The organism is Sphingobium chungangianum (assembly GCF_977014255.1).
Genome location: NZ_CDRNIV010000002.1, coordinates 747,227 through 770,000, shown reverse-complemented (window position 1 = coordinate 770,000; position 22,774 = coordinate 747,227). Strand labels below are relative to the sequence as shown.

At 62.1% G+C, this 22,774-nt stretch carries 22 protein-coding genes (1 of these 22 only partly in view); 14 read left to right on the top strand and 8 right to left on the bottom strand.

Features of this window, described 5'->3' with window-relative positions; genetic code table 11:
• On the bottom strand, positions 1 to 593 hold the 5' portion of the coding sequence (locus ACWNC0_RS03555; protein WP_449469650.1) for an aldo/keto reductase. Its footprint begins 421 nt before the window's first position; only the first 593 of its 1,014 coding nucleotides appear in the window; its start codon is at positions 591 to 593; its stop codon lies off the left edge, out of view.
• A 191-nt stretch (positions 594 to 784) separates the two neighbouring features.
• On the opposite strand from ACWNC0_RS03555, the gene ACWNC0_RS03550 reads away from it, so the two are divergent.
• From ACWNC0_RS03550 to ACWNC0_RS03540, 3 genes are all read left to right on the top strand, one after another.
• Positions 785 to 1,981, top strand: coding sequence for an AAA family ATPase (locus tag ACWNC0_RS03550; protein ID WP_449469649.1), 1,197 nt, complete (start codon positions 785 to 787; stop codon positions 1,979 to 1,981).
• Positions 1,982 to 2,199: 218 nt separating this feature from the next.
• The gene (locus ACWNC0_RS03545) at positions 2,200 to 3,291 is read left to right on the top strand and encodes a ParB/RepB/Spo0J family partition protein (protein ID WP_449469648.1); all 1,092 of its coding nucleotides are present in this window, start codon (positions 2,200 to 2,202) and stop codon (positions 3,289 to 3,291) included.
• Positions 3,292 to 3,493: 202 nt separating this feature from the next.
• A complete protein-coding gene (locus tag ACWNC0_RS03540) occupies positions 3,494 to 4,699 on the top strand; it encodes a replication initiator protein A (RefSeq protein ID WP_449469646.1) in 1,206 nt (401 codons plus the stop codon).
• 421 nt (positions 4,700 to 5,120) lie between these two features.
• Here ACWNC0_RS03540 and ACWNC0_RS03535 read toward each other — a convergent pair whose 3' ends face one another.
• A complete protein-coding gene (locus tag ACWNC0_RS03535) occupies positions 5,121 to 6,056 on the bottom strand; it encodes a hypothetical protein (RefSeq protein WP_449469644.1) in 936 nt (311 codons plus the stop codon).
• 187 nt (positions 6,057 to 6,243) lie between these two features.
• Between ACWNC0_RS03535 and htpG the strand changes: the two genes are divergently transcribed.
• A complete protein-coding gene (gene htpG / locus ACWNC0_RS03530; protein WP_449469643.1) occupies positions 6,244 to 8,133 on the top strand; it encodes a molecular chaperone HtpG in 1,890 nt (629 codons plus the stop codon).
• Positions 8,134 to 8,176: 43 nt separating this feature from the next.
• Here htpG and ACWNC0_RS03525 read toward each other — a convergent pair whose 3' ends face one another.
• Complete coding sequence (locus ACWNC0_RS03525; RefSeq protein WP_449469641.1) at positions 8,177 to 8,566, bottom strand: nuclear transport factor 2 family protein; 390 nt, start codon at positions 8,564 to 8,566, stop codon at positions 8,177 to 8,179.
• 301 nt (positions 8,567 to 8,867) lie between these two features.
• Here ACWNC0_RS03525 and ACWNC0_RS03520 point away from each other — a divergent pair, with 301 nt between their 5' ends.
• The 3 genes from ACWNC0_RS03520 to ACWNC0_RS03510 are packed head-to-tail and all read left to right on the top strand — an operon-like array spanning position 8,868 to position 12,455.
• Positions 8,868 to 10,370, top strand: coding sequence for an ATPase domain-containing protein (locus tag ACWNC0_RS03520; RefSeq protein ID WP_449469639.1), 1,503 nt, complete (start codon positions 8,868 to 8,870; stop codon positions 10,368 to 10,370).
• On the top strand, positions 10,363 to 11,751 hold the full coding sequence (locus tag ACWNC0_RS03515; protein WP_449469637.1) for a histidine kinase dimerization/phospho-acceptor domain-containing protein: 1,389 nt from the start codon (positions 10,363 to 10,365) through the stop codon (positions 11,749 to 11,751). The genes ACWNC0_RS03520 and ACWNC0_RS03515 overlap by 8 nt, the downstream gene beginning before the upstream one ends.
• Positions 11,670 to 12,455 (top strand): response regulator, encoded by a 786-nt coding sequence (locus ACWNC0_RS03510; protein ID WP_449469635.1) that lies wholly within the window; start codon positions 11,670 to 11,672, stop codon positions 12,453 to 12,455. Before ACWNC0_RS03515 ends, ACWNC0_RS03510 begins: the two co-directional genes overlap by 82 nt.
• Positions 12,456 to 12,634: 179 nt before the next feature.
• On the opposite strand, the gene ACWNC0_RS03505 is transcribed toward ACWNC0_RS03510, so the two are convergent.
• Positions 12,635 to 12,841 (bottom strand): DUF3606 domain-containing protein, encoded by a 207-nt coding sequence (locus ACWNC0_RS03505; protein WP_449469633.1) that lies wholly within the window; start codon positions 12,839 to 12,841, stop codon positions 12,635 to 12,637.
• Between the two features lie 344 nt (positions 12,842 to 13,185).
• Here ACWNC0_RS03505 and ACWNC0_RS03500 point away from each other — a divergent pair, with 344 nt between their 5' ends.
• Positions 13,186 to 13,986 (top strand): universal stress protein, encoded by an 801-nt coding sequence (locus ACWNC0_RS03500; protein WP_449469631.1) that lies wholly within the window; start codon positions 13,186 to 13,188, stop codon positions 13,984 to 13,986.
• A gap of 43 nt (positions 13,987 to 14,029) precedes the next feature.
• Here the strand turns inward: ACWNC0_RS03500 and ACWNC0_RS03495 are convergent, their stop codons facing one another.
• A complete protein-coding gene (locus tag ACWNC0_RS03495) occupies positions 14,030 to 15,277 on the bottom strand; it encodes an MgtC/SapB family protein (RefSeq protein ID WP_449469629.1) in 1,248 nt (415 codons plus the stop codon).
• Positions 15,278 to 15,331: 54 nt separating this feature from the next.
• A complete protein-coding gene (locus ACWNC0_RS03490; RefSeq protein ID WP_449469627.1) occupies positions 15,332 to 16,204 on the bottom strand; it encodes an MBL fold metallo-hydrolase in 873 nt (290 codons plus the stop codon).
• Between the two features lie 66 nt (positions 16,205 to 16,270).
• Here ACWNC0_RS03490 and ACWNC0_RS03485 point away from each other — a divergent pair, with 66 nt between their 5' ends.
• The 3 genes from ACWNC0_RS03485 to ACWNC0_RS03475 are packed head-to-tail and all read left to right on the top strand — an operon-like array spanning position 16,271 to position 17,901.
• Positions 16,271 to 16,588 carry an ArsR/SmtB family transcription factor gene (locus tag ACWNC0_RS03485; protein WP_449469625.1) on the top strand — a complete coding sequence of 106 codons (318 nt, stop codon included), beginning with the start codon at positions 16,271 to 16,273 and terminating at the stop codon, positions 16,586 to 16,588.
• A gap of 4 nt (positions 16,589 to 16,592) precedes the next feature.
• Positions 16,593 to 17,114, top strand: coding sequence for a rhodanese-like domain-containing protein (locus tag ACWNC0_RS03480; protein WP_449469623.1), 522 nt, complete (start codon positions 16,593 to 16,595; stop codon positions 17,112 to 17,114).
• 7 nt (positions 17,115 to 17,121) lie between these two features.
• Positions 17,122 to 17,901: a sulfite exporter TauE/SafE family protein gene (locus ACWNC0_RS03475; protein ID WP_449469621.1), complete on the top strand. Its 780-nt coding sequence runs from the start codon at positions 17,122 to 17,124 to the stop codon at positions 17,899 to 17,901.
• A gap of 298 nt (positions 17,902 to 18,199) precedes the next feature.
• On the opposite strand, the gene hemN is transcribed toward ACWNC0_RS03475, so the two are convergent.
• Positions 18,200 to 19,507, bottom strand: coding sequence for an oxygen-independent coproporphyrinogen III oxidase (gene hemN / locus ACWNC0_RS03470; protein ID WP_449469859.1), 1,308 nt, complete (start codon positions 19,505 to 19,507; stop codon positions 18,200 to 18,202).
• Positions 19,508 to 19,641: 134 nt separating this feature from the next.
• On the opposite strand from hemN, the gene ACWNC0_RS03465 reads away from it, so the two are divergent.
• On the top strand, positions 19,642 to 20,304 hold the full coding sequence (locus ACWNC0_RS03465; RefSeq protein ID WP_449469619.1) for an OmpW/AlkL family protein: 663 nt from the start codon (positions 19,642 to 19,644) through the stop codon (positions 20,302 to 20,304).
• A gap of 3 nt (positions 20,305 to 20,307) precedes the next feature.
• Here the strand turns inward: ACWNC0_RS03465 and ACWNC0_RS03460 are convergent, their stop codons facing one another.
• The gene (locus ACWNC0_RS03460) at positions 20,308 to 20,670 is read right to left on the bottom strand and encodes a hypothetical protein (RefSeq protein WP_449469617.1); all 363 of its coding nucleotides are present in this window, start codon (positions 20,668 to 20,670) and stop codon (positions 20,308 to 20,310) included.
• A gap of 118 nt (positions 20,671 to 20,788) precedes the next feature.
• On the opposite strand from ACWNC0_RS03460, the gene ACWNC0_RS03455 reads away from it, so the two are divergent.
• Together ACWNC0_RS03455 and ACWNC0_RS03450 are read left to right on the top strand one after the other, a co-directional pair.
• Entirely contained in the window at positions 20,789 to 21,604 is an 816-nt protein-coding gene (locus ACWNC0_RS03455; protein ID WP_449469615.1) for a universal stress protein, read from the top strand.
• A gap of 20 nt (positions 21,605 to 21,624) precedes the next feature.
• Positions 21,625 to 22,773, top strand: a complete 1,149-nt coding sequence (locus tag ACWNC0_RS03450) for a sensor histidine kinase (protein ID WP_449469613.1) — start codon at positions 21,625 to 21,627, stop codon at positions 22,771 to 22,773.
• Position 22,774 lies beyond the last annotated feature (1 nt).

Genomic DNA, 22,774 nt, shown 5'->3' with positions numbered 1-22,774 from the left:
ATGTCCAGTTCCGCACAAACATCCAGCACCGCGATTTCCGGGTTGCGCGTCCATGGCGAATATTCGGTCTGCACCGCCGCGACCGGATGGACGGCATGCGCACGCCTGATCGTCGCCGCCGACATTTCCGACAGGCCGATCGCACGGATCTTCCCCGCCTCGACCGCGCGCACCAAAGCCCCCATCGACTCCTCGACCGGCACAGCGGGGTCCAGCCTGTGCATATAATAGAGGTCGATCTGCTCCACCCGCAGCCGCCGCAATGCCGCTTCCAGCACGCTGGCGATCGCTTGCGGCGATCCATCCAGCCCGCGCTTGCCGTCAATCTCGCCCAGCACGCACTTGCTCGCCAGGGTGAATTCGCCGCGCCGGTGCATCAATGTGCGGCCCAGCAGCTCTTCATTGCGGCCAAAGCCATAGATTGCGGCGGTATCGAAAAACGTCACCCCCGAATCGAGCGCATGCAGCAGCAGCCTCTCGGCCTGGCCGACATCCGGGCGCGGCATATACCCATGGCTAAGGTTCATGCACCCAAGGCCGATCGCGGAAACGGTGAGCGGGCCAATCTGGCGGGTTGGCAGCGTAGTTGGCATGGCGCAGTCCCGGAAAAATGCGGTTTTTTGATATATATGCCAGCATTCACCATCATATCGAGGCGCGCAACATTGATCTTGGTGACGGCCTTTTCCCCATACCGCATGCAAATTCAGCATAGATTGCGGATTTGAAGGATTTCTGCGATAGCATTCCCGATTGAGCTTCAACTTGCCGTGCGGGGTCGGAAATGAACGCAGTAGTGAGCCAGATCGGCGATCTGGCCGAGGCCGGCGAAAAGATGGTCGAAAGGCTGCGCCGCAAGGCTTTTCTGCCTGACAGCCGCAAGGAACTCAACGTCCGCTTTGGCATCGCCGAAGCCGCGCAACTGCTCGGCTGCTCCACGAATCGGATTCGCATGGCGGAGGAAGATGGCCGCCTTCCCCCTGCCCCGCCGACCGAAAATGGTCGCCGTCCGGGTTACAAGGTCGAAGAGCTGCTCAACATGCGGCAGGTGCTGGGCGCCTCGCCGGAACGCGCCCCGCTCGACATTCCCGCGATCATCGCGGTGCAGAATTTTAAGGGCGGCGTCGGCAAATCGACCGTCACGACGCATCTCGCCCATTATTTCGCGGTGCAGGGCTATCGCGTGCTCGTCGTCGATTGCGACAGCCAGGCGACCACGACCACCCTGTTCGGCTTCAACCCGCACTTCAATATTCAGCGGGAAGAGACGCTCTATCCCTATCTGTCGATCGATCCGACTCAGGTCGACCTTCTCTATGCGGTCAAGCATACCGCCTGGCCCAATGTCGATTTGATCCCGTCGAACCTTGAGCTGTTCGACGTGGAATATGAACTGGCGGCAGCGGGCAGCGACGGCGGCTCCGTCCTCGCGGCGCGGTTCCGCAAGCTGAAACAGGGCCTGATGGACCTCGCCCGCCATTATGATGTGGTGCTGCTCGATCCCCCGCCAGCGCTCGGCACGATCAGCCTTGCGGTGATGCAGGCGGCCAACGCCCTGCTGGTCCCGCTCGCGGCGACGACGCCCGATTTCTGCTCGACCGTCCAGTTCCTCTCGATGATGGATCAGGTCATCAAGCAGCTGCAAACCGCTGGCATAGAGGTCGACTATCAGTTTATCCGCCTGCTCTGCTCGAAATTCGACAGCAATGATCCGAGCCATTCGATGGTCCGCGCGATCATGGAGCAGAGCTTCGGCCCTGCCCTTCTCCCCGTGCCCATCCTCGACAGTGCGGAAATCAGCCATGCCGCGCTGCGCATGATGACCGTGTACGAACTGGAAAAGCCGATCGGCACGCCGCGCACCCACAAGCGCTGCCGCGCCAATCTCGACGAAGCCATGGGCCAGATCGAAGCGCTCGTCCGCCAAAGCTGGGGCCGCGTCGCTCCCGCGCGTGAGGAGGACATCGTCAATGCGGCTTGATTTCACGCGGAGACGCGGAGATGCGGAGGGCACGCACAGCGCCGCAGGCAAATTTGCCGATGCAAGGCCTCAGCTTGGCGCTGTCACCTGCGTCGAACAAGGGACTGCGCCGCTCGCACACCCTCTCTGCGCCTCTGCGCCTCTGCGCGAACAAAAATCAAAGCTGTCCTACACAGACATGTTCCCCATATGTTCCCCGCGAATCGGAGGACAAGCCCATGGCGCGTAAGCAATCGGATTATCTGGCAGCCCTTTTGTCAGACGAGGCGGAAAGTCCCGCCCCCGTTCCAGCGGCCGACAGCCCGCCTGTGCCTGAGGCCGAAAGGTCGTCCCCCTCCCCTGCCCCGGCTCGCCCCGAACGCGCGCGCGGCGCGACACTGCTCGGCCGCGAAACAGCGCTTGCCCGGCTCGCCTCAGGCGAGGTGCGGCAGGTCACACAATTGCTGCTCGATCCAGCAAAGGTTCGTATCTGGCGCGGCAACGCCCGGCTTTACTCCCATCTGACTGAGGACAATTGCCGCGAACTGATCGACTCAATCATCGCGGAGGGCGGGCAAAAAGTGCCCGCCGTCATCCGCCGTGTCGAAGGCGATCCGGACCATGATTATGAAGTGATCGCGGGCACGCGCCGCCATTTCTCGATCAGTTGGTTGCGGGCGCACAGCTATCCCGACATGATGTTCGTGGCGCAGGTCGCCCAGTTGGACGATGAAGCGTCCTTCCGCCTCGCGGACCTCGAAAACCGCGCGCGCAAGGACGTCACCGATCTTGAGCGCGCGCGCAACTATGCCGAAGCGCTGGGCGCCCATTATGGCAGCCACCTCACACGCATGGCCGAACGGCTAAAGCTCTCCAAGGGCTGGCTCAGCAAGATGATCAAGGTTGCGGGCATTCCTGACTACATCATCGACGCCTTCCCTTCGCCCGGCGATGTCCAGCTAAAACCTGCTTATCCGCTGGCACAAGCGCTGGATGATCCTGCTGCTGCCCCGGCCATCAATGCAGAGGCCGCGCGGCTCATCACGACACAACGGGAACGCCGTTACGCGGGCGCACCGCCTCTCCCCGCTGCCGAAGTATTGAAGCGCCTGCTCGACGCGCCGCGCGTAGCCGTGTCGGAACCGAAGGAAGAGCCCTTCACCTGGACCACGCGCTACGGCCGCCCCGCCCTCACCGTGCAGTCGGTCAACCGCCAGGGCATCACCATCCGCTTCCACGCAGGCTCGGGGGCGGACATGGCCACACTGGCAACCGCGCTCCGCGACACGCTCGAACATCTTGAGCGGCAGGGAATGGGTCTACAGCAGTGACAGGCTCGGGGGGGCACAACAGCATCGCGGCGCAGGGAACGGGCATCTTGCCCGCCCTTGGGTCACGCGCTGTTTCCCCGGGGAAACAGGACAGGTCCAGATCGGGCCACCTTCCCCTCTCCTCCCGGAACCTCCATTCTTTCGCCCTGGTTCCATCCCCGTTTCCCCGGGGAAACACCCTCCCCTTGCCAAGGAGCCGCCCATGACGCGCACCGGCAAGGCCGAGCTTACCGATCAGTTTGAGCTGTTCCTTCCCTATATCGCGGACATGCCGCTGCGCGACCAGCGCGAGATGATGGAGCGGCCATTCTTCAGCCTCGCCAAGTCGAAGCGCGTCAAACCGATCGATTACACCTCCCCCGACGGCAAAGCCTGGGTCCATGTGTCCGCCAATCCCGATTACGGCATGGCGACCATCTGGGATGCCGACATCCTCATCTATTGCGCCTCGGTCCTGGCCGACATGGCCCGGCGCGGCATCAATGACGTTCCGCGCAAGCTGCATCTCATGCCTTATGACTTGCTGCGCGCCATTCATCGCCCGACCACCGGCCGCGCCTATGAATTGCTCGGCCAGTCGCTCGACCGTCTGGTGTCCACCACGATCAAGACCAACATCCGCGCCGAAAACCGCCGCGAAGCGACCTTCAGCTGGCTCGATGGCTGGACCCAGCTTGTCGATGAACGCACCGAACGCTCGCGCGGCATGACGATTGAACTTAGCAACTGGTTCTACGAAGGCGTATTGATGCAGGGCGGTGTCCTGTCCATCGATCGCGCCTATTTCGACCTGACGGGCGGCCGCGAACGCTGGCTATACAAGGTCGCGCGCAAACATGCTGGCGGGGCAGGGGAGGGGGGCTTCTCCATCTCCATGCCAACCCTGTTCGAAAAATCAGGGGCAGAAGGCGCCTATCGCCGTTTCAAGTTCGAGATCGCCAAGATCGCCGAACGCGACCCACTGCCCGGCTACACATTATTGCTGGAACAGCCCCAGGGTAAGCGCGAGCCATCGCTACGCATGAGCCGCCGGTCGGCCGAAGCCCCACGCGCCTCAAACGACGCCCCGACTGCGAAAATGGGCATCCCACCCAAGGTCGCGGCTCTGACCGGCGCGAAAGCGTCCCCCAGCAAGAGTTCGGCACCCGACCCGCAACCCTTTCTCGACGCCGGGGATGTCATCCGCCGCACGGTCACCAGCCTTTCCTCCCGCGCGACCGCTGGCGAACTCACCGACGCAACCCTTGCCACCCTGCGCACCGAATGTCCGGGTTGGGACTATCAGTCCCTCCATCAGGATTTCCGCAACTGGCTCGACGCTGACCCGACACGCACGCCGGTCAACTACCAGAAAGCCTTCATCGGCTTCGTGCGCCGTTTTCATGAAAAGAACCGTCACCGCCTTTGACGTTTCGGCCCAAAAGGCCCCCTCGTCATTCCGGCTTTGGTCGTTAGCGCATAAGCGTTCCCGAAGTGTCGGTTGCTCCACAGTGCGTTCGGCGCCTGATTTCCCGAAGCTACTGCCGACTTCATTTCATCCACAGCTTTTGAACGACATTAAGCGGCCGACCAATGCAACTGATTCAATCCCTGCTGAAATCCCCCCCTTATCCAAGCACCATCGACACTCCAGGAACGGCCAACGCTCCTTCAGGAACGTTTCCCCGACACATCAGGAACGCCAGCCTCGACACTCCAGGAACGAAAGCCCGACCTTTCGGGAACAGCCCGGTTCGACCGACTCGCCTATCCCCGCCACTTTTGGCGCATCCGGCGCAAGCGTAACTCTCTAACTTTCTATTAAACCCTATAACCAGAAGGAGATTCTTCTAGGTTTTGGAAGGGAGAGAAGAAGCGAGCTGCGACACCAATTTGGTCGCTCCTTGATGGGAGATGCCGAGCAACCGCGCGATCGCCACCTTGCTCAAACCCGGATAGGCCAGTTCCAACCGCATCAGCAGGGGCGCCTTGCTCCGCTTCGTCACTGGCAGCTCCTGGGGAAGCTTCTTGAGCCGCGCCTCAAGCCGGTTAAGTTCCGCCAATCCTTGCGCCGCCTGTCGCCCGATCATTTCGATCAGCTGCCCCGCCAGCGTCCTTATATCCGTCCTGGGAAATCGGGGCAGATCCACGAAGGAAGGCAGTCGCCGTGTCGTCAACCTGCACGCTTCGAGCGCCGCCGGGATGTGCGCTGCCACCACCCATCCCAAATCCGGCCGTCGGGGATCGATTTGCAGCCGCCGTCCATCCGCCGTCGTCAGCAATTGTCCCTCGCTCATAGGCGCCGCCAGGCCCTCCCGCGCCGCGATGAGGCGCTCCGCCACCTCTTCCACGCCCGTTGAAGGGTAGGGGGCCTCCACAACCGCCTGAACCGCCCGCCAGGCCGGGCCAAAGCGCACCAGATCGTCTGATGCCCAGATTTCCGCCTCTTTCCTGTCGTCCAGCAGCTGGCGTGATATGTTCAGCGTCGCCCGCGCGATCGGATCGCGCTCACCCTCGCTCGCCGAAAGCACGAAATGAACCAGCGCCGCGATCGACAAGGGGTCGTTCAGCCCCTCGCTATGGCGGGGTGGGGGCGTCCGCCCGCAAATCCAGTCCTGCAAATCGCCGACGGAAATGGGCACGGACGCAACACTGGCCAGCGCCGCAGCCCCTTTAAGGCGCGACCGGGCAAGCCAGATGTCGGTGGCCGGGCTGTTGGCAAGCCGCCCATCAAGCCTCCCCAGCAAAAGAAACGCCTGCTCCGGCGAGGAAGAAAAATCCAGCATTTCCGGGCTATATCAGCATATGCTCTGTAACCAAACACATATGTTGGTTACACATGCTTTTCCCCGTTCCAAACGCGATTAATTCACCTTCTCATTCATGAATTGAACCCCATCCAGCTTGAAACCCGCCGCTCCCCGCGCCATCTGTCCGGCGGCCAAATTCATTGGAGGGCATGAAAGAAACGCCATGACGAACCCGACCGACGCTGCTCCTGAAACCCGTTCCTTCGAAGCTGACGTAGCCAAATTGCTGCACCTGATGGTGCACTCGGTCTATTCGGACAAGGATGTGTTCCTGCGCGAACTCATCTCCAACGCCGCCGACGCCTGCGAAAAGCTGCGCTATGAAAGCCTGAGCAATCCCGCGCTCGCCGCTGGCGGCAGCCCGCAAGTGACGGTGACGCTCGATCCCGACGCCCGCCAGCTGTCGATCGAGGACAACGGCATCGGTATGAGCGAGGCCGAGCTTGTCGAGGCGCTCGGCACGATCGCGCGTTCCGGGACTAAGGCGTTCATGGAACGCGTCGCCAGCGCCAAGGACGCGGAAGGCACGCAGCTGATCGGCCAATTCGGCGTCGGCTTCTATTCCGCCTTCATGGTCGCCGATCGCGTCGACGTCCTGTCCCGCCGCGCAGGCTCCGACCAGGCGGCGCGCTGGTCGTCCGATGGCCTTGGCACGTATACCGTCCAGCCCGCCGAAACAGCCGAAACAGCCGAAGCGCCGGACCACGGCACCCGCGTCATCCTGCATCTTAAGGAAGACGCCGCGTCCTATACCGAACGCTATCGCGTCCAGCAGATCATCAAGGACCAGTCCGGCCATGTGCCCGTGCCGATCTTCCTCAAGGAGAAGCCCGATGCCGAACCCGAGCAGATCGCGGATGGCGCGGCGCTCTGGACCAAGCCCAAGAGCGAGATCAGCGCGGAGGAATATACCGATTTCTACCGCAGCGTCGCCGGTCAGTTCGACCAGCCCGCGCTGACGCTGCACTATCGGGCCGAGGGTCTGCATGAATATTCCGTGCTGGCCTTCATCCCCGAAATGAAGCCGTTCGACCTGTTCGATCCCGATCGCACCGGCCGCATGAAGCTCTATGTCCGCCGCGTCTTCATCACCGACGAGGCGGAGATCTTGCCGCGCTACCTGCGCTTCGTGCGCGGCTTGGTCGATTCCAGCGACCTGCCGCTCAACGTGTCGCGCGAAATGATCCAGCAAAGTCCTGTTCTCGCGGCGATCCAGAAGGGCGTCAGCAATCGCATCCTCACCGAACTGGAAAAGCTCTCCGCCAATGATGGCGAAGCCTATATCAAATTCTGGGACAATTTCGGCGCGGTGCTGAAAGAAGGGCTGTACGAGGACTTCGCCCGCCGCGAGCAGTTGCTCGGCCTGGCCCGCTTCAAATCCACTGCTTCGACCGATAGCTGGCGCTCTCTGAAGGATTATGCCGAGGGCATGAAGGAGAACCAGACGGCGATCTACTACGCCACCGGCTCTGATCTCGACCGCCTTGCGTCCTCGCCGCAGCTCGAAGGCTTCCGCGCGCGCGGCATTGAGGTGCTGCTGCTGACTGATCAGGTGGACAGCTTCTGGGTCACCGCTGGCGTCGATTTTGATGGCAAGCCCTTCAAATCAGTGACGCAGGGCCTTGCCGACCTCAGCCTCGTGCCCCTGCCCGAAGGCGAGACGGCCGCGCCCGCTGCGTCGGAGGAAGTCAGCAGCTTCATCGACTTCGCCAAAGATCTGTTGAAGGACGAGCTGTTCGATGTCCGCGTGTCCGAACGGCTGACCGAAAGCCCGGTCTGCCTCGTCGCGGCGGAGCATGGCATGGATCGCCAGCTGGAAAAGCTGCTGGCCGCTGCCGGTCGCGGCGGCGCGGCTTCGGCTCCTGTGCTAGAACTCAACCCGCGCCACAGCCTGATCGTCCGGCTGAGCAACCTCCAGGACGATAATAGCCTGCGCGAAGATGCCGCCTGGCTGCTATTGGACGAGGCCCGGATTGCCGATGGCGAATTGCCCACCGATCCGCGCGCCTTTGCCGAACGGCTTGGCCGGATCATGGCGAAGGCTCTAGACTGACGACTTTCGGCTGGCCCGGCCTTGTCCGCCGGGCCAACCAACATCAGGCGAGCGTCACGAAGATTTCCGCCTCGATCAGCCACTCGTCCCGAGGTTTGCGCCATTTCGCGCTGTAGATACCGGACGCGGTCGGCTCCTGCGTGTCAGCCGCCAAACCTTTCCATTCGCCCTGTTCCATCGCGATCGGTTCGATCGGCGAGACGGTGATGCTGGTGGGCATCCGGACATAGATGGTGCGCTCGGCCGACGCGAACTCGCGCTTCCATGCCATTAGCTGCGCCTTCCGGCCGCTGATCACTCCGCTGTCACTGCCGGTCACCAGTATCGCGGCGGGTGACAGCAGCGGGCCTATCGCGCTCAGGTCCATCTCCGCCAACGCCCGGTTGAATGCCGCGCGCCGTATTCGGATCGCAAGATCGCAGGATTGGGTCACACTACTATTCCGATCAGCACCGCTTGTGTCAGCCGCCTATGATCCAGCGCCGTCGCCGCTGCAAGGAAGCCGCATAGAGTGAATCCGGCCCATACCCACCCCGATCGCACCGACACAGCCTCTGCGCCCCACGATGCACCCGGTCGTTAAGCCATTGCAATGAAGATGCAACCGCCGGGATATTGCGGCGTTATAGCTTGATGATTTTGCGGTGCGGTGCGTCTGATCCTGCCTTGGCAGGCGATAGATTTTCTGACTTTGATCGATATGCTGACGGCCGTGCTGACGGAGGCATGGTTGAATGACAGGAATTTTTGATCGCGTTTCGACGGGCAATTCAGGGCTCGATCTGGTGCTGGGGGGAGGTCTGCCTGCCCAAAGACTGTATCTTCTCGAAGGCGCTCCCGGATCAGGAAAGACGACGCTCGCGCTGCAATTCCTGCTCGAAGGCGTGGCGGCGGGCGAGCCAGTCCTCTACGTGACGCTGTCGGAAACCAGCGAAGAATTATCGGTCGTCGCTGCCTCGCACGGCTGGGACCTGAACAACGTCAACCTCTTCGAACTTGCTTCTGCCGATTCAGTGCTGGGCATAGGGCGGGACCAATCCATCCTGCACAGCTGGGAAATGGAACTGGGCGGCACCATCGAACTGATCCGGGAGGAGGTGGAACGGCTGAAGCCCCGTCGCATCGTGTTCGACAGCCTGTCCGAATTGCGGCTTCTGGCGCAGGACCCGCTCCGCTACCGGCGCCAGCTGCTGTTCCTCAAACAGTTTTTCGCGCAGATCGACACCACGGTTCTGCTGGTGGACGACCTGACGGGCGGCGCGGGTATCCGCGACAATCACCTGCACAGCCTTTGCCATGGAGTGATAACGCTCGAGCGGCTGACGCTTGATTTCGGTGCGGCGCGGCGGCGCATGCAAATCCAGAAGATGCGCGGCGTCGATTTCGTCGCCGGTTATCACGACATGATCATCCGGAAGGGTGGCATCGACATATTCCCCCGTCTCATCGCGTCCGACCATCATGCGCCGTTCGTCGGCGAACCGATTGCCAGCAAGGTTCCGGAGCTCGACGCCATTCTGGACGGCGGCCCCCAACGCGGTACCAGCACGCTCATCACTGGTCCTGCGGGCGCGGGCAAAACGACGCTGGCCCTGCAATATGTCATCGCCGCCTGCGAACGCGGCGAAAATGCGGTGATATACGAATTTGATGAGCGCATCGGAACGCTCATCACCAGAGCGCGATTGTTCGGAACGGATCTACAGGCTTTGATGGACGACGGCCGCCTTGTCATCCGCCAGATCGATCCGGCAGAGGTCGCGCCCGGCGAATTCGCCGCCATGGTCAGGCAGGAAGTGGAGGAGCGAAATTCACGCATCATCCTGATCGACAGCCTCAATGGCTATCTGGCCGCCATGCCTCAGGAACAGCAGCTGATCCTGCAGTTGCACGAACTTCTGTCTTACCTCAGCCACCGGGGCGTCGTGACCTTGCTTGTCAATCCACAGCAGGGCTTCTTCGGGTCGATGCGAACCGACGAACTCAATGTGTCCTACATCGCGGACATCGTCATCCTACTGCGCTTTTTCGAGGCAGAGGGGCGCATCCGGAAGGCATTGTCGGTCATCAAGCACCGCAGCGGCGCGCATGAAGACTCCATCCGCGAATTCAGGATCGACGCCCATGGCGTTCGGGTCGGTGCGCCGCTCTCTGATTTCAGGGGCGTGCTGACCGGGACGCCGGAATATCTGGGAGCTTCCACACCACTGATGGAGGATCGCGACGGCCGTGCATAAGGCCGCGACATCCTCAACCCTCCGGGTCATCGTCAGCGCACCTTATGGCAGCGACGCGGACAGCGTGACGCGGCTGCTGCGGGGGGAGGGGCATCGGGTCCAAATCTGCCCCACCTTGACGGAGGTGGCCGACGCGATCGATGAGCAGACGGGCGTCGCGCTGGTCACGGAAGAAGCGTTGTTCACTGACCTTGGCCCCCTGCACCGCGCGCTGGATGCGCAGCCTGCATGGTCGGATGTTCCCTTCATACTGCTCGCCGGACGACAGGCGGGCCGTTTTGCTTCCAGCGAGGCCATCAGACGCCGACTGCCCGATAACGCGCTCAGCGTCATCCTGCTGGAACGCCCGGTCAGCGGGGAATCACTGATCAGCGCTGTCGCGTCGGGCATAAGGGCCCGGCAGAAACAATTGCAGATCCGCGACCAGTTCGCGGCCATCGATGCAGAACGCGGCCGCCTCAATACATTGCTCGAAAATCTTCCGGTCGGCGTCGCGTTCATAAACACCGACGGCAGCACACTGCTTTCCAACCCCGCATTCCGCCGCTTCCTGCCCAGCGGAGACATCCCCGCCCGGCTGCCTGACGGGGAGGACCGGTGGGAAGGCTATGAAGAGGATGGAAGCCGTATCACGCGGGATCGCTTCGCGACGATGCGCGCTCTGAAGGGCGAGCAGGTGCGGGGAATCGAGTTTCTGCATCACCCGACAGAAGGTCCTTCGGTCTGGACCCGGGTAAGCGGCGTGCCGTTACTCGACCCCGGCAGCTCACGGGTCACCGGCTCGATTTCAGTGATTGTCGATATAGACGAGCAGAAGAGGAGCCAGCAGGCGCTCGCGGAGGCGGCCCAGCGGCTGGAGCAGGAGGTTGATGCCCGCACGCGCGAATTGCGGGAGGCGCTGCTGCGATTGGAAGCCGAGGCGGAAGAACGCGCCCGGGCCGAGGAAGCGTTGCGCCAGGCGCAGAAGATGGAGGCGGTCGGTCAATTGACCGGCGGGATCGCGCATGACTTCAACAATATGCTGACGGGCATCATTGGAGCCATCGACATCCTGAAGCGTCGGATTTCCAGTGGCCGACTGGACGACCTTGATCGCTTCATGGATGCCGCCAGCACGTCGGCGCAGCGCGCGGCGGCGCTGACGTCCCGATTGCTCGCCTTTTCCCGGCGGCAATCGCTCGACAGCCGCCCCACCGACGTCTGCAAGCTCATTCATTCGCTGGAGGACCTGCTCCGCCGCACCATGAATGAATCGATCGAGGTGGAAATCCTTTCCTCCCCCCGTTGCCGACGGCGCTGGTGGACGCCAATCAGCTGGAAAGCGCGATCATCAACCTTGCGATCAATGCCCGCGACGCGATGCCTGACGGCGGCCGACTGACGCTGTCATGTGAAGAGGTGGAGCTGGATGCGGAGTGTTGCGCGCGCAATCCAGGCATCACGCCGGGCCGCTATATCATGGTTGGGGTGTCTGACACCGGCGTCGGCATCGATGACGACACACTGGACAAGGTGTTCGATCCCTTCTTCACGACCAAACCGATCGGGCAGGGCACGGGTCTCGGCCTGTCGATGGTCTATGGTTTCGCCAAGCAGTCGAATGGCCTGGTGCGCATCAATTCGACGGTGGGCGAAGGGACGGTGGTCAGGATATTCCTGCCGATCGCGGAACAACAAGTTGAAACCGAATCCGTCGAACATGCTGCCATTCATCATGGCGACGGCCAGTCGGTGCTACTGGTCGAGGATGATGACTCCGTCCGGCTCCTCGTGCGCGATGTGCTTGAGGAATTGGGCTACAAGGCGACCGAGGCCGCCGACGGACAGCAGGCGGTGCGCATATTGGAGTCCGGGCGGCGTTTCGACCTTCTGATCTCCGATGTTGGCTTGCCGGGAATGAACGGGCGGCAATTGGCGGAAATCGCGCGAGCGCATTTGCCCGACCTGCCCATCCTGTTTGTGACGGGCTATGCGGAAGGGGCCGCCGTGCGGGGCGGCTTCCTGTCCAACAACATGCAGATGATCACCAAGCCATTTCAGATCGAAATGCTCTCCGCTCGCATCCGCGAAATGCTGGAAAGCTAGCCCGTCAACTCCGGGAATGCCCCGTCTGCGACTAATGAGCGGCTGGGACGTCTACCTGATCGGGGCAGGGCTTTGTAGAAGCAGGCATGTCGGCTATCGGCGGGAAAAATCGCCGATTCAAGGCAATCCGCCCGTCTTGTGTTACGGGGCAGTGGCGGGTCGATGCGGTTCATGGCACGTCAGCGGTTTCGACCGATATAGTCGGCTACCGCATTAACGCTATGGCCGACCTTTTCCACCGCTTCCTCCAATTGGCGCCGAGATGTCTGAAAACGCTGAGACCAATATTGCACCTCCATATCCTCCTTCAGCGACACATGTTTCAGGTCGCGGGGAACGGGCGGGGATGTGCTCTCGACTTGAGGTTGCGGACCTATCGTGGACATGGCGATCTATTTTCCTAACGAGAGCTGCGGCTTTCGAACGCGCGGTGGTGTTCCGAAAGCCTGGCCTCGGTGCAGCTATTGGCGCTGGTGCTCTATCTCTCTGGTAAGAGCGAGCGCGGCAGGATGATGTTCCAGTACCACTGGTAAAGTCCATAACCTGCATTATGCGGCAGGGATTCATCGCGGCTGAGGACAACTCGGCGGCGGGGCTCCCCTTGGGTCAACAAAAGGAGCAGGCGCCCGATTTATGACGCAAGAAAAGGCGACGCTGCCGCTTCTAAGTATGTTTCCTCATACCTGCTATAGATGACGCGCCTTAACCTGATGCCTTTGTCGAGGAGGCTATGATGAAGAATATTCTTCTCCTGGTACATGATGATGAGGGTCAGGAAGCTCGACTGCAAGCGGCACTGGATTTGACCCGTGCCCTCGGCGGCCATCTTCAATGCATCGATGTCACGCCATTTCCGGTCATAGCCGGCGATCTTTATGCAGGTTTTGGCGAAACCGCTGTCATGCTTGATGAGCGCCAGAGCGAAGCCCGGAACAAGACAAAGATCAGCGCTCGCCTCGCCAAAGAGGATGTGAGTTGGGACTGGGTCGACATCACAGGGGAGATAGCAAGCTGCCTCCTGAAGGAGGCCGCGCTTGCGGACATTGTCGTCCTCAATCGGCAATTGGACAGTTATCCTCTTCCAGACATGCGGACGATCGTCGGCCAGGTGCTGATGCACGCCCGGGTTCCGGTTCTAGCCGTGCCACAAGAGGTCAATGGCTTCAGCATCAAACGGGCATTGCTGGCCTGGGATGGCCATCCTTCATGCATCGCAACGATGCGAGCCTGCACGCCTTTGCTTGCGCTGGCGGAGGAAGTCGAAGTGCTGACCATAAAGGACGGCTCGATTCAGGCTGAACCTAGTGACGCTGCCCGATATCTCTCGCGTCACAATGTGCACGCGAGCATTCGGGTTCTCAACGATCGCCTTCATCCTGCGGACGCGATAATCGAGGAAGAGGCCGAACAATGGAGGGCGGATTATATTATCATGGGCGCCTATGGCCGCGGAAGGATCATGGAAACATTCGGTGGCGTGACACGGCGTCTGCTTACCCGCAGTAAACGGCCTCTGATACTCGGCCACTGAGCTGGTGCCAGCGCTCCATCCCATGTTGCGCGTGGCGTGAAAGTCAGCCGATCGCGATCCAGGCGGCAAGGCTCGCCGCCGCCGCTGCAAGAGCGGCGAACAGCGGTATTGCGGCTCTCAAGCCGCCGTGGCCCCAACCGATGCCCACCGTCATGACGGCTTTGGCCAGAGTGTTGGCCAGAACCGCGCCGCCCAGTACGAAGCCAGCGGTTTGATCGTCGATCGCATGTTGGGGGAGCCCCGCCATCGTCATCACGGCTGCATCGACGTCCGATATGCCGGTGAGGGTGAGGACGACTGCCATGCCCTGCTGCCCAAAATGTACCAATGCCCAACGCGCGGCGAGCGACAATCCCGCGACGAGGGCAGCCAGTAGGAGCGCGGGGGTAAAGCCCAGGGGATTGGCGACCGCGGCTCCGTTGCCGCCCTTGCCGTGGGCACGCCATGCGGTCAGGGCGAACGCGACGGCTACAAGTGCTGCCGGAGCCATGGTCAGTGCCAGAGACGGCAGCGCGCGGGGAACGAGGACAAGCGCCACCAACTGCACCCTGACGAACATCACGATTGATGCGACCGCAATGCCTGCCGTCAGCAATCCTCGGCCATCGGGTTCGTTGCGGAGCCGTCTGGCATAATCGGCGGTGACGGCGGTGGACGACACGATGGCCCCGGTAAGCGCGACCAGCAAGACACCGCGATCGCGGCCGAAGCGCCTGGAGATAGCATAACCGGCGAAGGATAGTCCCATCACGAAGACGACCACCATCCAGATCTTCCTGGGGTTCCAGGCGTCGTAAGGGCCATAGGAGGCATCTGGCAGTAGCGGCAGGATGACGAGAGACACCAGCAGGAAGCGGGACACACCCTCAATCTCGCTCTCATCCATTCCCCGGAGCAAAGCGTGCATCGATTGCCGTGAGCTCAGGATCGCAAAGATCGCCGCACCTGTTGCCAGGCCTAGAGCAGGGGAGAGGCGAGTGGCGCAGAAACCGGCGCCGAAGGTCAGCAGGCCCGCCAGCGTTGTGGTTGCGGACAGATGATCCTGATCGGCGCTTCGGCTGTAGCCGACCGTCAGCACGGCCGCGACGCCCAGGCCCAGGGCAGCGGCGACCATGTCGGGGGCAAGGCCACCGAGCCCCCCAAGCAACCCGATCAGCCCGAAGGTGCGAAAGCCCGCGACCCGTCGACCCTTGCCGAAGTTCCGCTGTGTCCAGCCGCGCTCCATCCCTACAAGCAGGCCCACTGCGATCGATGCGATCAGGGAAAGATAGGGGTGAGCGATATTGAACATGGGTTTAGCTAGCCTAAGCGCATCGGAGCAGATCGCGATAGGTATAAGTCGCAGTTAGACCGTCTTCATCTTCACCGGAATTTTGAGATAGCGAACGCCGTTGCTTTCCGCTTCGGGGAAACGACCTGCGCGGATATTGACCTGAATGGAAGGCAACAGCAGCCGAGGCACGGGCAGCGTCGCATCACGGGCTTCGCGCATGGCGACGAAACTGTCTTCATCCACTCCGTCATGGATATGGACGCTTGCGCGCCGCTCTTCACCGACAGTCGTTTCCCAACGATAGTCATCGCGGCCGGGCGCCTTATAGTCGTGACACAGAAACAGGCGGGTTTCATCGGGCAGGCTCAGCAGCCGCCGGATGGAACGGTAAAGAATGCGAGCGTCGCCACCGGGGAAATCCGCCCGCGCCGTGCCATAGTCAGGCATGAACAATGTATCGCCGACAAAGGCCGCATCGCCGACCAGATAAGCGATGTCCGCAGGTGTATGCCCCGGAACATGCATGACGGTGAAGCGCAACGTGCCCACTGAAAACTGCTCGCCATCTCGAAACAAACGGTCGAAATCGGAACCATCGATTCGCATGTCGTTGAGTCCGAAGACGGGACGGAAGATTTTCTGCACGTCGCAAATATGCTCGCCAATGCCGATCGGCGCGCCGGTCCTGCCCTTGATAAAGGGTGCTGCGGACAGATGATCGGCATGGGCGTGCGTCTCCAGCACCATAGTGATCCGCCAACCCTGCTTTTCAGCAAAGGCCAGCAGCCGCTCGGCTGAGCGCGTATCCACCTCGCCGCTGGCGACGTCGAAATCCATCACGGGGTCGATGACTGCCGCCTCCCGGGTTTCAGGGTCAGCGACCAGATAGCTCACCGTATAGGTCGCCTCGTCGAAAAAGGCTTCGATCAGGGGCTTTGTGTCCATGTCGTCCTCCATTGCTCCTTGACAATATATTACATATATCTAAATTAGCAATATCTAATGGAGTGCATGATGATCCGTCCGTTGATGAACCTCGCCACCTTCGAAAAGAAGGCGGGCGAAGTCTCGAACCTGCTGAAAGCGATGGGCAATGCCCGGCGCCTGATGGTGCTGTGCAAGCTGGTCGAACATGGCGAAATGACCGTGGGCGACCTCGCGCAAGAGGTGGGTTTGTCGCAATCCGCCTTGTCGCAGCATCTCGCCAGGATGCGGGAGGAGGGGCTGGTCGCTTTTCGACGGGAGAGCCAGACGCTCTGGTATCGCATCGCCGATGGGCGGACGGAACAATTGCTCGCCAGTCTCTACACCATTTTCTGCAAGGAATGATCAGATGCCGATCACAACCATTACCCCGCATGACGCGGATAAAGCCGTGGCCAAGGGCGCCACGCTCGTCGATATCCGTGGACCTGACGAACATGCCCGCGAGCATATTCCGGGGGCGATCCATGTCCCGCTCGATCGTCTGGCGGAACTGCCACAGGTGGCCGGGCCAATCATCTTTCACTGCAAGTCAGGCATGCGAACGCAAGCCAATGAGGCAGCCTTGCAGGCGGCGGCGGGCTTCACGCCCTGCCATATACTTCAGGGCGGTCTGGACGGCTGGCGCGCGGCGGGATTGCCGACGCGCCTCGATCGGGCACAGCCGTTGGAGATCATGCGGCAGGTGCAACTGGTGGCCGGTGGCCTTGTGCTGCTGGGCGTCCTGCTCGGCTTCCTCGTCGCTCCCGCCTTTTTCGGCCTTTCGGCCTTTGTTGGCGCGGGGTTGATGATGGCGGGGGCGACCGGCTGGTGCGGCATGGCGAAGCTGTTGCAGGCGATGCCATGGAATCGCCGCTCTCTCGGCGCGTAGGCTGATCATGTCTCCGGCCATGATCGTTGCGGCTCTGGCTTCGGGCGGCCTGATCGGGACTGTGTTGGGTCTGGTCGGGGGCGGCGGCTCAATCCTTGCCGTGCCGCTGCTGGTCTATGTGGTGGGCGTGGGGTCTGCTCATGCCGCCATCGGGACGGCAGCGGTCGCCGTCGCCGCCAATGCGGCTTTCAGCCTGATCGGCCATACCCGCGCCGGTACGGTGAAATGGCCATGCGCCCTCGTTTTCGCGGGAGCTGGCGTCACTGGCGCGGCGATCGGCGCGGAAATCGGTAAAGCTGTAGACGGCCAGCGATTGCTGATGCTGTTTGGCTTGCTGATGATCGGCGTGGGCCTTTCCATGCTACGGACGAAGCGCACCACCGATGTGCCCGATGTTCGGCTGTCGCGAGCAACCGCTGGTCGATTGTTGCCACGCCTCGTTCCGATCGGCCTTGGAGTGGGATTGGCCGCTGGTTTTTTCGGGATCGGCGGCGGCTTCCTGATCGTGCCGGGGCTGATGATGGCGACTGCCATGCCACTCAAAAATGCAGTGGGAACGTCGCTCGTCGTCGTCACGGCGCTGGGTCTCACCACTGCGGCTTCCTATGCGCTGTCGGGTTTTGTCGATTGGTCACTCGTGGGAGTATTGATCGCGGGCGGTGTCGGTGGGGCGGCTATAGGTATCGCCCTCGGCCGAAAGATGGCGGCGCGCAAAGGGCTGCTGGAGCGGCTGTTCGCCGTCACGGTGATCGCCGTGGGCGCATATGTCGCGCTGCGCGGCGTCTGAGTTTCCTGTCATCGCGGTCGAACGTCGGTTCTGCTGGTTCGTTCGTCCCGGATGACGACGGGGTGAACGGTTCAACTAAGGGGGGCAAGACCCATCTGCTCTGGTTTGATTGCGCTTGCGTCCGCACATCAGGAAGTGGCAGCCCATTTTCTCGTCCGAAGGCAGCGCGGGCTTGTGTCGGCCCGGAGGGATCCAACCGAGAGGGGGTGGGCCGCAGAAATAGGGCGAACGCGCCGCAAAGTGGGGCACCTGTCCGGCCGAGAGGTTGACGAAGGCGAGGCTTGCCAGCGCCAGCGCACTAAACCGCATGGCTGAACCGCTTTTCCGCTGGTTGCAGATAGCTGTCGAATGCGGCGGCTATGCTGCGGGCGTAGGGGAGCGCGCCGGGGGTCAGTTGCACTCGGCCTTCGCTCAATCGCAATAGGCCAAGTCGCTCGAAGCGCGACAGGTCCGGCAGGGGCAGGGCAGTTCCCACATGCGCTTCGCCCCGGCAGAGGATCGCCTCGATGATCCTGCCACGACGCCGGTCATCGCCCGTGCGCAGCGTGCCGCGAGTGGCGGAAAGCTCGCCGCGCTCTACGCGTTCGCGCCAAGGTCCGGCCTGCTTCTCATTCTGGACGATGAGGCCCGGAAATTGGCTGATCGCACTGGCGCCCAGGCCCAGGAGAATATCGGCGGGATCATCGGTAAAGCCCTGGAAGTTGCGGCGCAGCCGTCCGTCACGTGCTGCTATTGCCAGGCCGTCCTGCGGCAGGGCGAAATGGTCGAAGCCGATCGCCGCATAACCAGCGGCGGTTAACATGCGATAGCCTTGTGCGGCCATGTCGAAGCGCGTGGCGAGATCGGGCAGATTGCTGCCGTCGATGCGGCGCTGACGAGGCAGTAGCTGCGGCATATGGGCATAGCCGAACAGGGCGACACGGGCGGGTTGCATCGCGATGCTTGCTTCCAAAGTCGCCGCAAGATCGTCGAGGCTTTGGCCGGGTAGGCCGTACATGAGGTCGAAACCGATCGCAATCCCGGCTGCGCGGAATTGATCGACGGCGCGCTCCACCATGTCGAGCGGCTGAATGCGGCCGATCGCGGCCTGAACATGCGGGGTGAAGGTCTGTACGCCAAGGTTGACGCGGCTGACGCCCATGGCCGCCATGGTGGAAATCCAGGTGGCGTCGAGGCGGCGGGGGTCGAGTTCGACCGAGATTTCGGCGTGACGCGCATCGAAACAGAGCAGCAATTGCTGGAGCAAGCGGACGAAATCGACGAGCGGCAGCGAATTGGGACTACCGCCGCCGAAGGCGATCCGCGCGACGCGTCCGCGTCCGCGCAAGCGCCCCGCGATGGAAGCCATCTCTCGTTCCAGCGCCTCGACATAAGCGGTCAACCGCTGGGCGCGATTGGCTGCTCCTGTATTGCAGCCGCAATACCAGCATATGTCGTGGCAATAGGGGATATGGACATAGAGGGAGAGGGGTGCGTCCGTTTCCACCCCGTCCAACCTGGCTGCAAGGTCATCCGCGCCCACATCGGCGGTGAACTGCGCGGCGGTGGGATAGCTGGTGTAGCGCGGCACCGGCTGGGCCAGCAGGTCAGGATAGTAGGTCCACATGGCTGAACCGAATCGCATGGGATAGCGCGCACAGCATTGAGCCAGGTCAAATTGCCGCTTGCGCCGGATCAATGCCGGGCGTGCGGCGCCGGGGCAAAGCCATGTCACCGACAACAGGGACGGAGACTTTGGAAATGCACATCAAGACTATCTTATTTGGAGCAGCGGCTGGTTGCGCCGCCATGTCCGCACCCGCGCAGGCTGCGCAAGGCGACGTGCTGGTGCGGCTGCGCGCCATCATGGTTGCGCCCAATGAACGAAGCGGGAGCGTGCTGCCCGCCTTTCCGGGCGAAAAGGTGAAAGTCGATAACAGCGTGATGCCGGAGATCGACGTGACGTATATGGCGACCGACCATGTGGGCTTTGAGCTGATCGCCGCCACGACCAAGCACAGCGCCAGCGGACGCACTGGAACGACCGGGGCGATCGGCCGTTTGGCATCCACTTGGGTGCTGCCGCCGACGCTGACGGCGCAATATCATTTCCTGCCGGAAGCCAAGATCCGGCCCTATGTCGGGGCGGGGGTCAATTATACGCTGTTCTACAATGAAAAGGCGTCGAACGCGCTGGAGGGCGCGGTAGGCGCGACCAAGGTGCACATGTCGGACAGCTTCGGATGGGCAGTGCAGGCCGGAGTTGATGTCGATTTGACGGACAGCATCTTCCTGAACCTGGATGTCAAATATATCGATATCGATACCACGGCCCGGCTCTCGACCACGGCGGCGGGCGTGCAGAAGGTTCGCGTGCATCTCGATCCGCTGGTCTTTGGCGTGGGTGTGGGCGTAAAGTTCTGAACCCTATGCCGCGGCGAGCGCCTTCACCACGAAGGGCAGGCGCTCGCCATCCGGCTCCGTTAGCGTCAGATAGCTGCCGGGCTGAATCGCATGCGCGTCCAGGCGGAAGAGTCGCTCGTCATCCTCCTCACCCGGCTCATAGGACAGCGCCCAGCCGTTGGAAGTCCGTAGCAGCCAGCCATGCCGGTCGGGTTCATTCGGCCAGAAGCGCCGGACGGTGGCGAGTTCGGGTTTATGCCGATATTCCTGCTCGTCGATCAGCCCGTCCTGGCCCAGCGGCAGGCGCATGACATAGCTGCGAGCTGCCGATCCGTTCGGAAAAGCAGGTGTGCGTGCGAGTTCGAGGCGTATCGTTGTCCATGTCATGCCACCCAGATCGGGTTTTCGGGGGACAAAGACTATAAGGACTATCCCGGATGGCGGCGGAGGCCGTCAGATCCTAGCCAGCAAGGACAAGTTACGGTTCCTCGGCAGGAGATGTGAGATGAAATCGATACTGCTTCATATCCATGACGATCGAGGCGCGGAAAGCCGCCTGCAGGCAGCGTGCGACATCGCGCGCGCGACGGGGGCGCACATTCGTTGCGTTCAGGTGACGCAAATGCCCGATATGGTGGCCGCGGACATGTATGGCGGCGCGGCGCTGGCGCCTTCCATCATCAACGAGCTGCGTGAAATTGATGAGCGAATCAAAGCGCGCGCCGAGGAAAGGCTTCGCGCAGAAGGTGTGAGTTGGGATTGGCGGCAACTCGATGGCGATATCCTTCATGGCCTACTGGCCGCCTCGACATTGACCGATGTCATCGTCGTAACCCTGCCTGAAGGGCCGCGCAGGGTGCTCACCGATCCACCGCCGATCGCCGCCGAACTGGCCCTGTCAGGGCCGGTGCCGGTGATGGCCGTCCCGCAATCGGCGAAATCGCTGATGGTAGCGGGACGGGCGCTGGTCGCCTGGGATGGATCGCAGGAAGCATCGGCGGCTCTGCGGGGCGCGGTGCCGCTGCTGAAGCTCGCGCAGGATGTGCACATCGTGACTGTGGAGGAAGCGAGCAAAAATGTCTTCCCCGCGACTGATGCTCCCGAATATCTTGCCCGCCATGGGATCAAAGCGGAAGTCCATAGCTGGCCACGGGACGGGCGCGCTGTGGAGGATGCCCTGATGGCCGCCGTCGAAGCGTTGAAGCCCGACTGGATGGTGATGGGCGCCTATGGTCACAGCCGGTTGCGCCAGTTCGTGTTCGGCGGCGTGACCCGAACGATGCTGCGCGACGGACGCGTGCCTGTCTTGCTGGCGCACTGAAGACAGGGCATTGTAACCCGATGGCGGTGGCGGACGACGATGACACGGAAGGCTTGAGCGAGCGCGAGCATAGCCTGGAACAGGCGCTGCTGGGTTCGATCCTCGCGACGGTGCCCGACGCGCTGATCGTCATCGACATGGCTGGGCGCATCGTGTCCTTCAGCGCGGCGGCGCAGCGCATGTTCCAATATGCCGAAACGGACGTACTGGGCGAAAATATCTCCATGTTGATGCCGTCGCCGGATCGGGAACGGCATGACGGCTATATCGACCATTATCTCAGTACCGGCGAAAAACGGATCATCGGCATCGGCCGCCTGACCAGCGCGCGACGGCGGGATGGATCGACCTTTCCGATCGAATTGTCGGTGGGGGAGGTGCATGACCGGGGGCAGCGGCTGTTCACCGGCTTCATCCGCGACCTTACCGAACGGCAGCAGGCCGAGCGGCGCGTCGCCGACCTTCAGGCGGAACTGTCGCATGCCAGCCGGGTGACGGCTATGGGGACGCTGGCGTCCGCGCTGGCGCATGAGTTGAACCAACCGTTGACGGCGATAGCAAACTATCTGGAGGCGGGGCGCGACCTGCTGGACGCCGATGGGCCGGTGGATCGTGAGATGCTGCGCGAGGCGATGGACGAAAGCGCGCGGCAGGCGTTGCGCGCGGGCGAGATCATTCGATCGCTGCGCGAGTTCATCAAGCGCGGTGAGACGATGCGCCAGCCTGAATCGCTGCGCGAGTTGCTGGCCGAAGGGGCGGCGCTCGCTTTTATCGGCATGGACAGTCGGGGCATCGACATGGACATCAGCGTCGATCGGCGCGTGAATAATGTGCTGGTCAACCGCGTGCAGTTGCAGCAGGTGATCATCAACCTCATCAAGAATGCGGTGGAGGCGATGGCGAGCAGCCCCGCACGCATCCTGCGCCTGTCCGCCGTCCCGGCCGAGGATGGGCGGGTGGAGGTGATCGTCGCGGACAGCGGAATGGGTCTGGACCCCGACATGTCACGCACGCTCTTCAACCCTTTCACCACCACCAAGCCGTCCGGCATGGGCGTTGGCCTGTCGATCAGCCAGACCATTGTTGAAGGACAGGGCGGGCGCATCTGGGCGCAGCCGTCACAATGGGGCGGCACGGCCCTTCACTTCACCCTGGACAGCGCGGACTGAA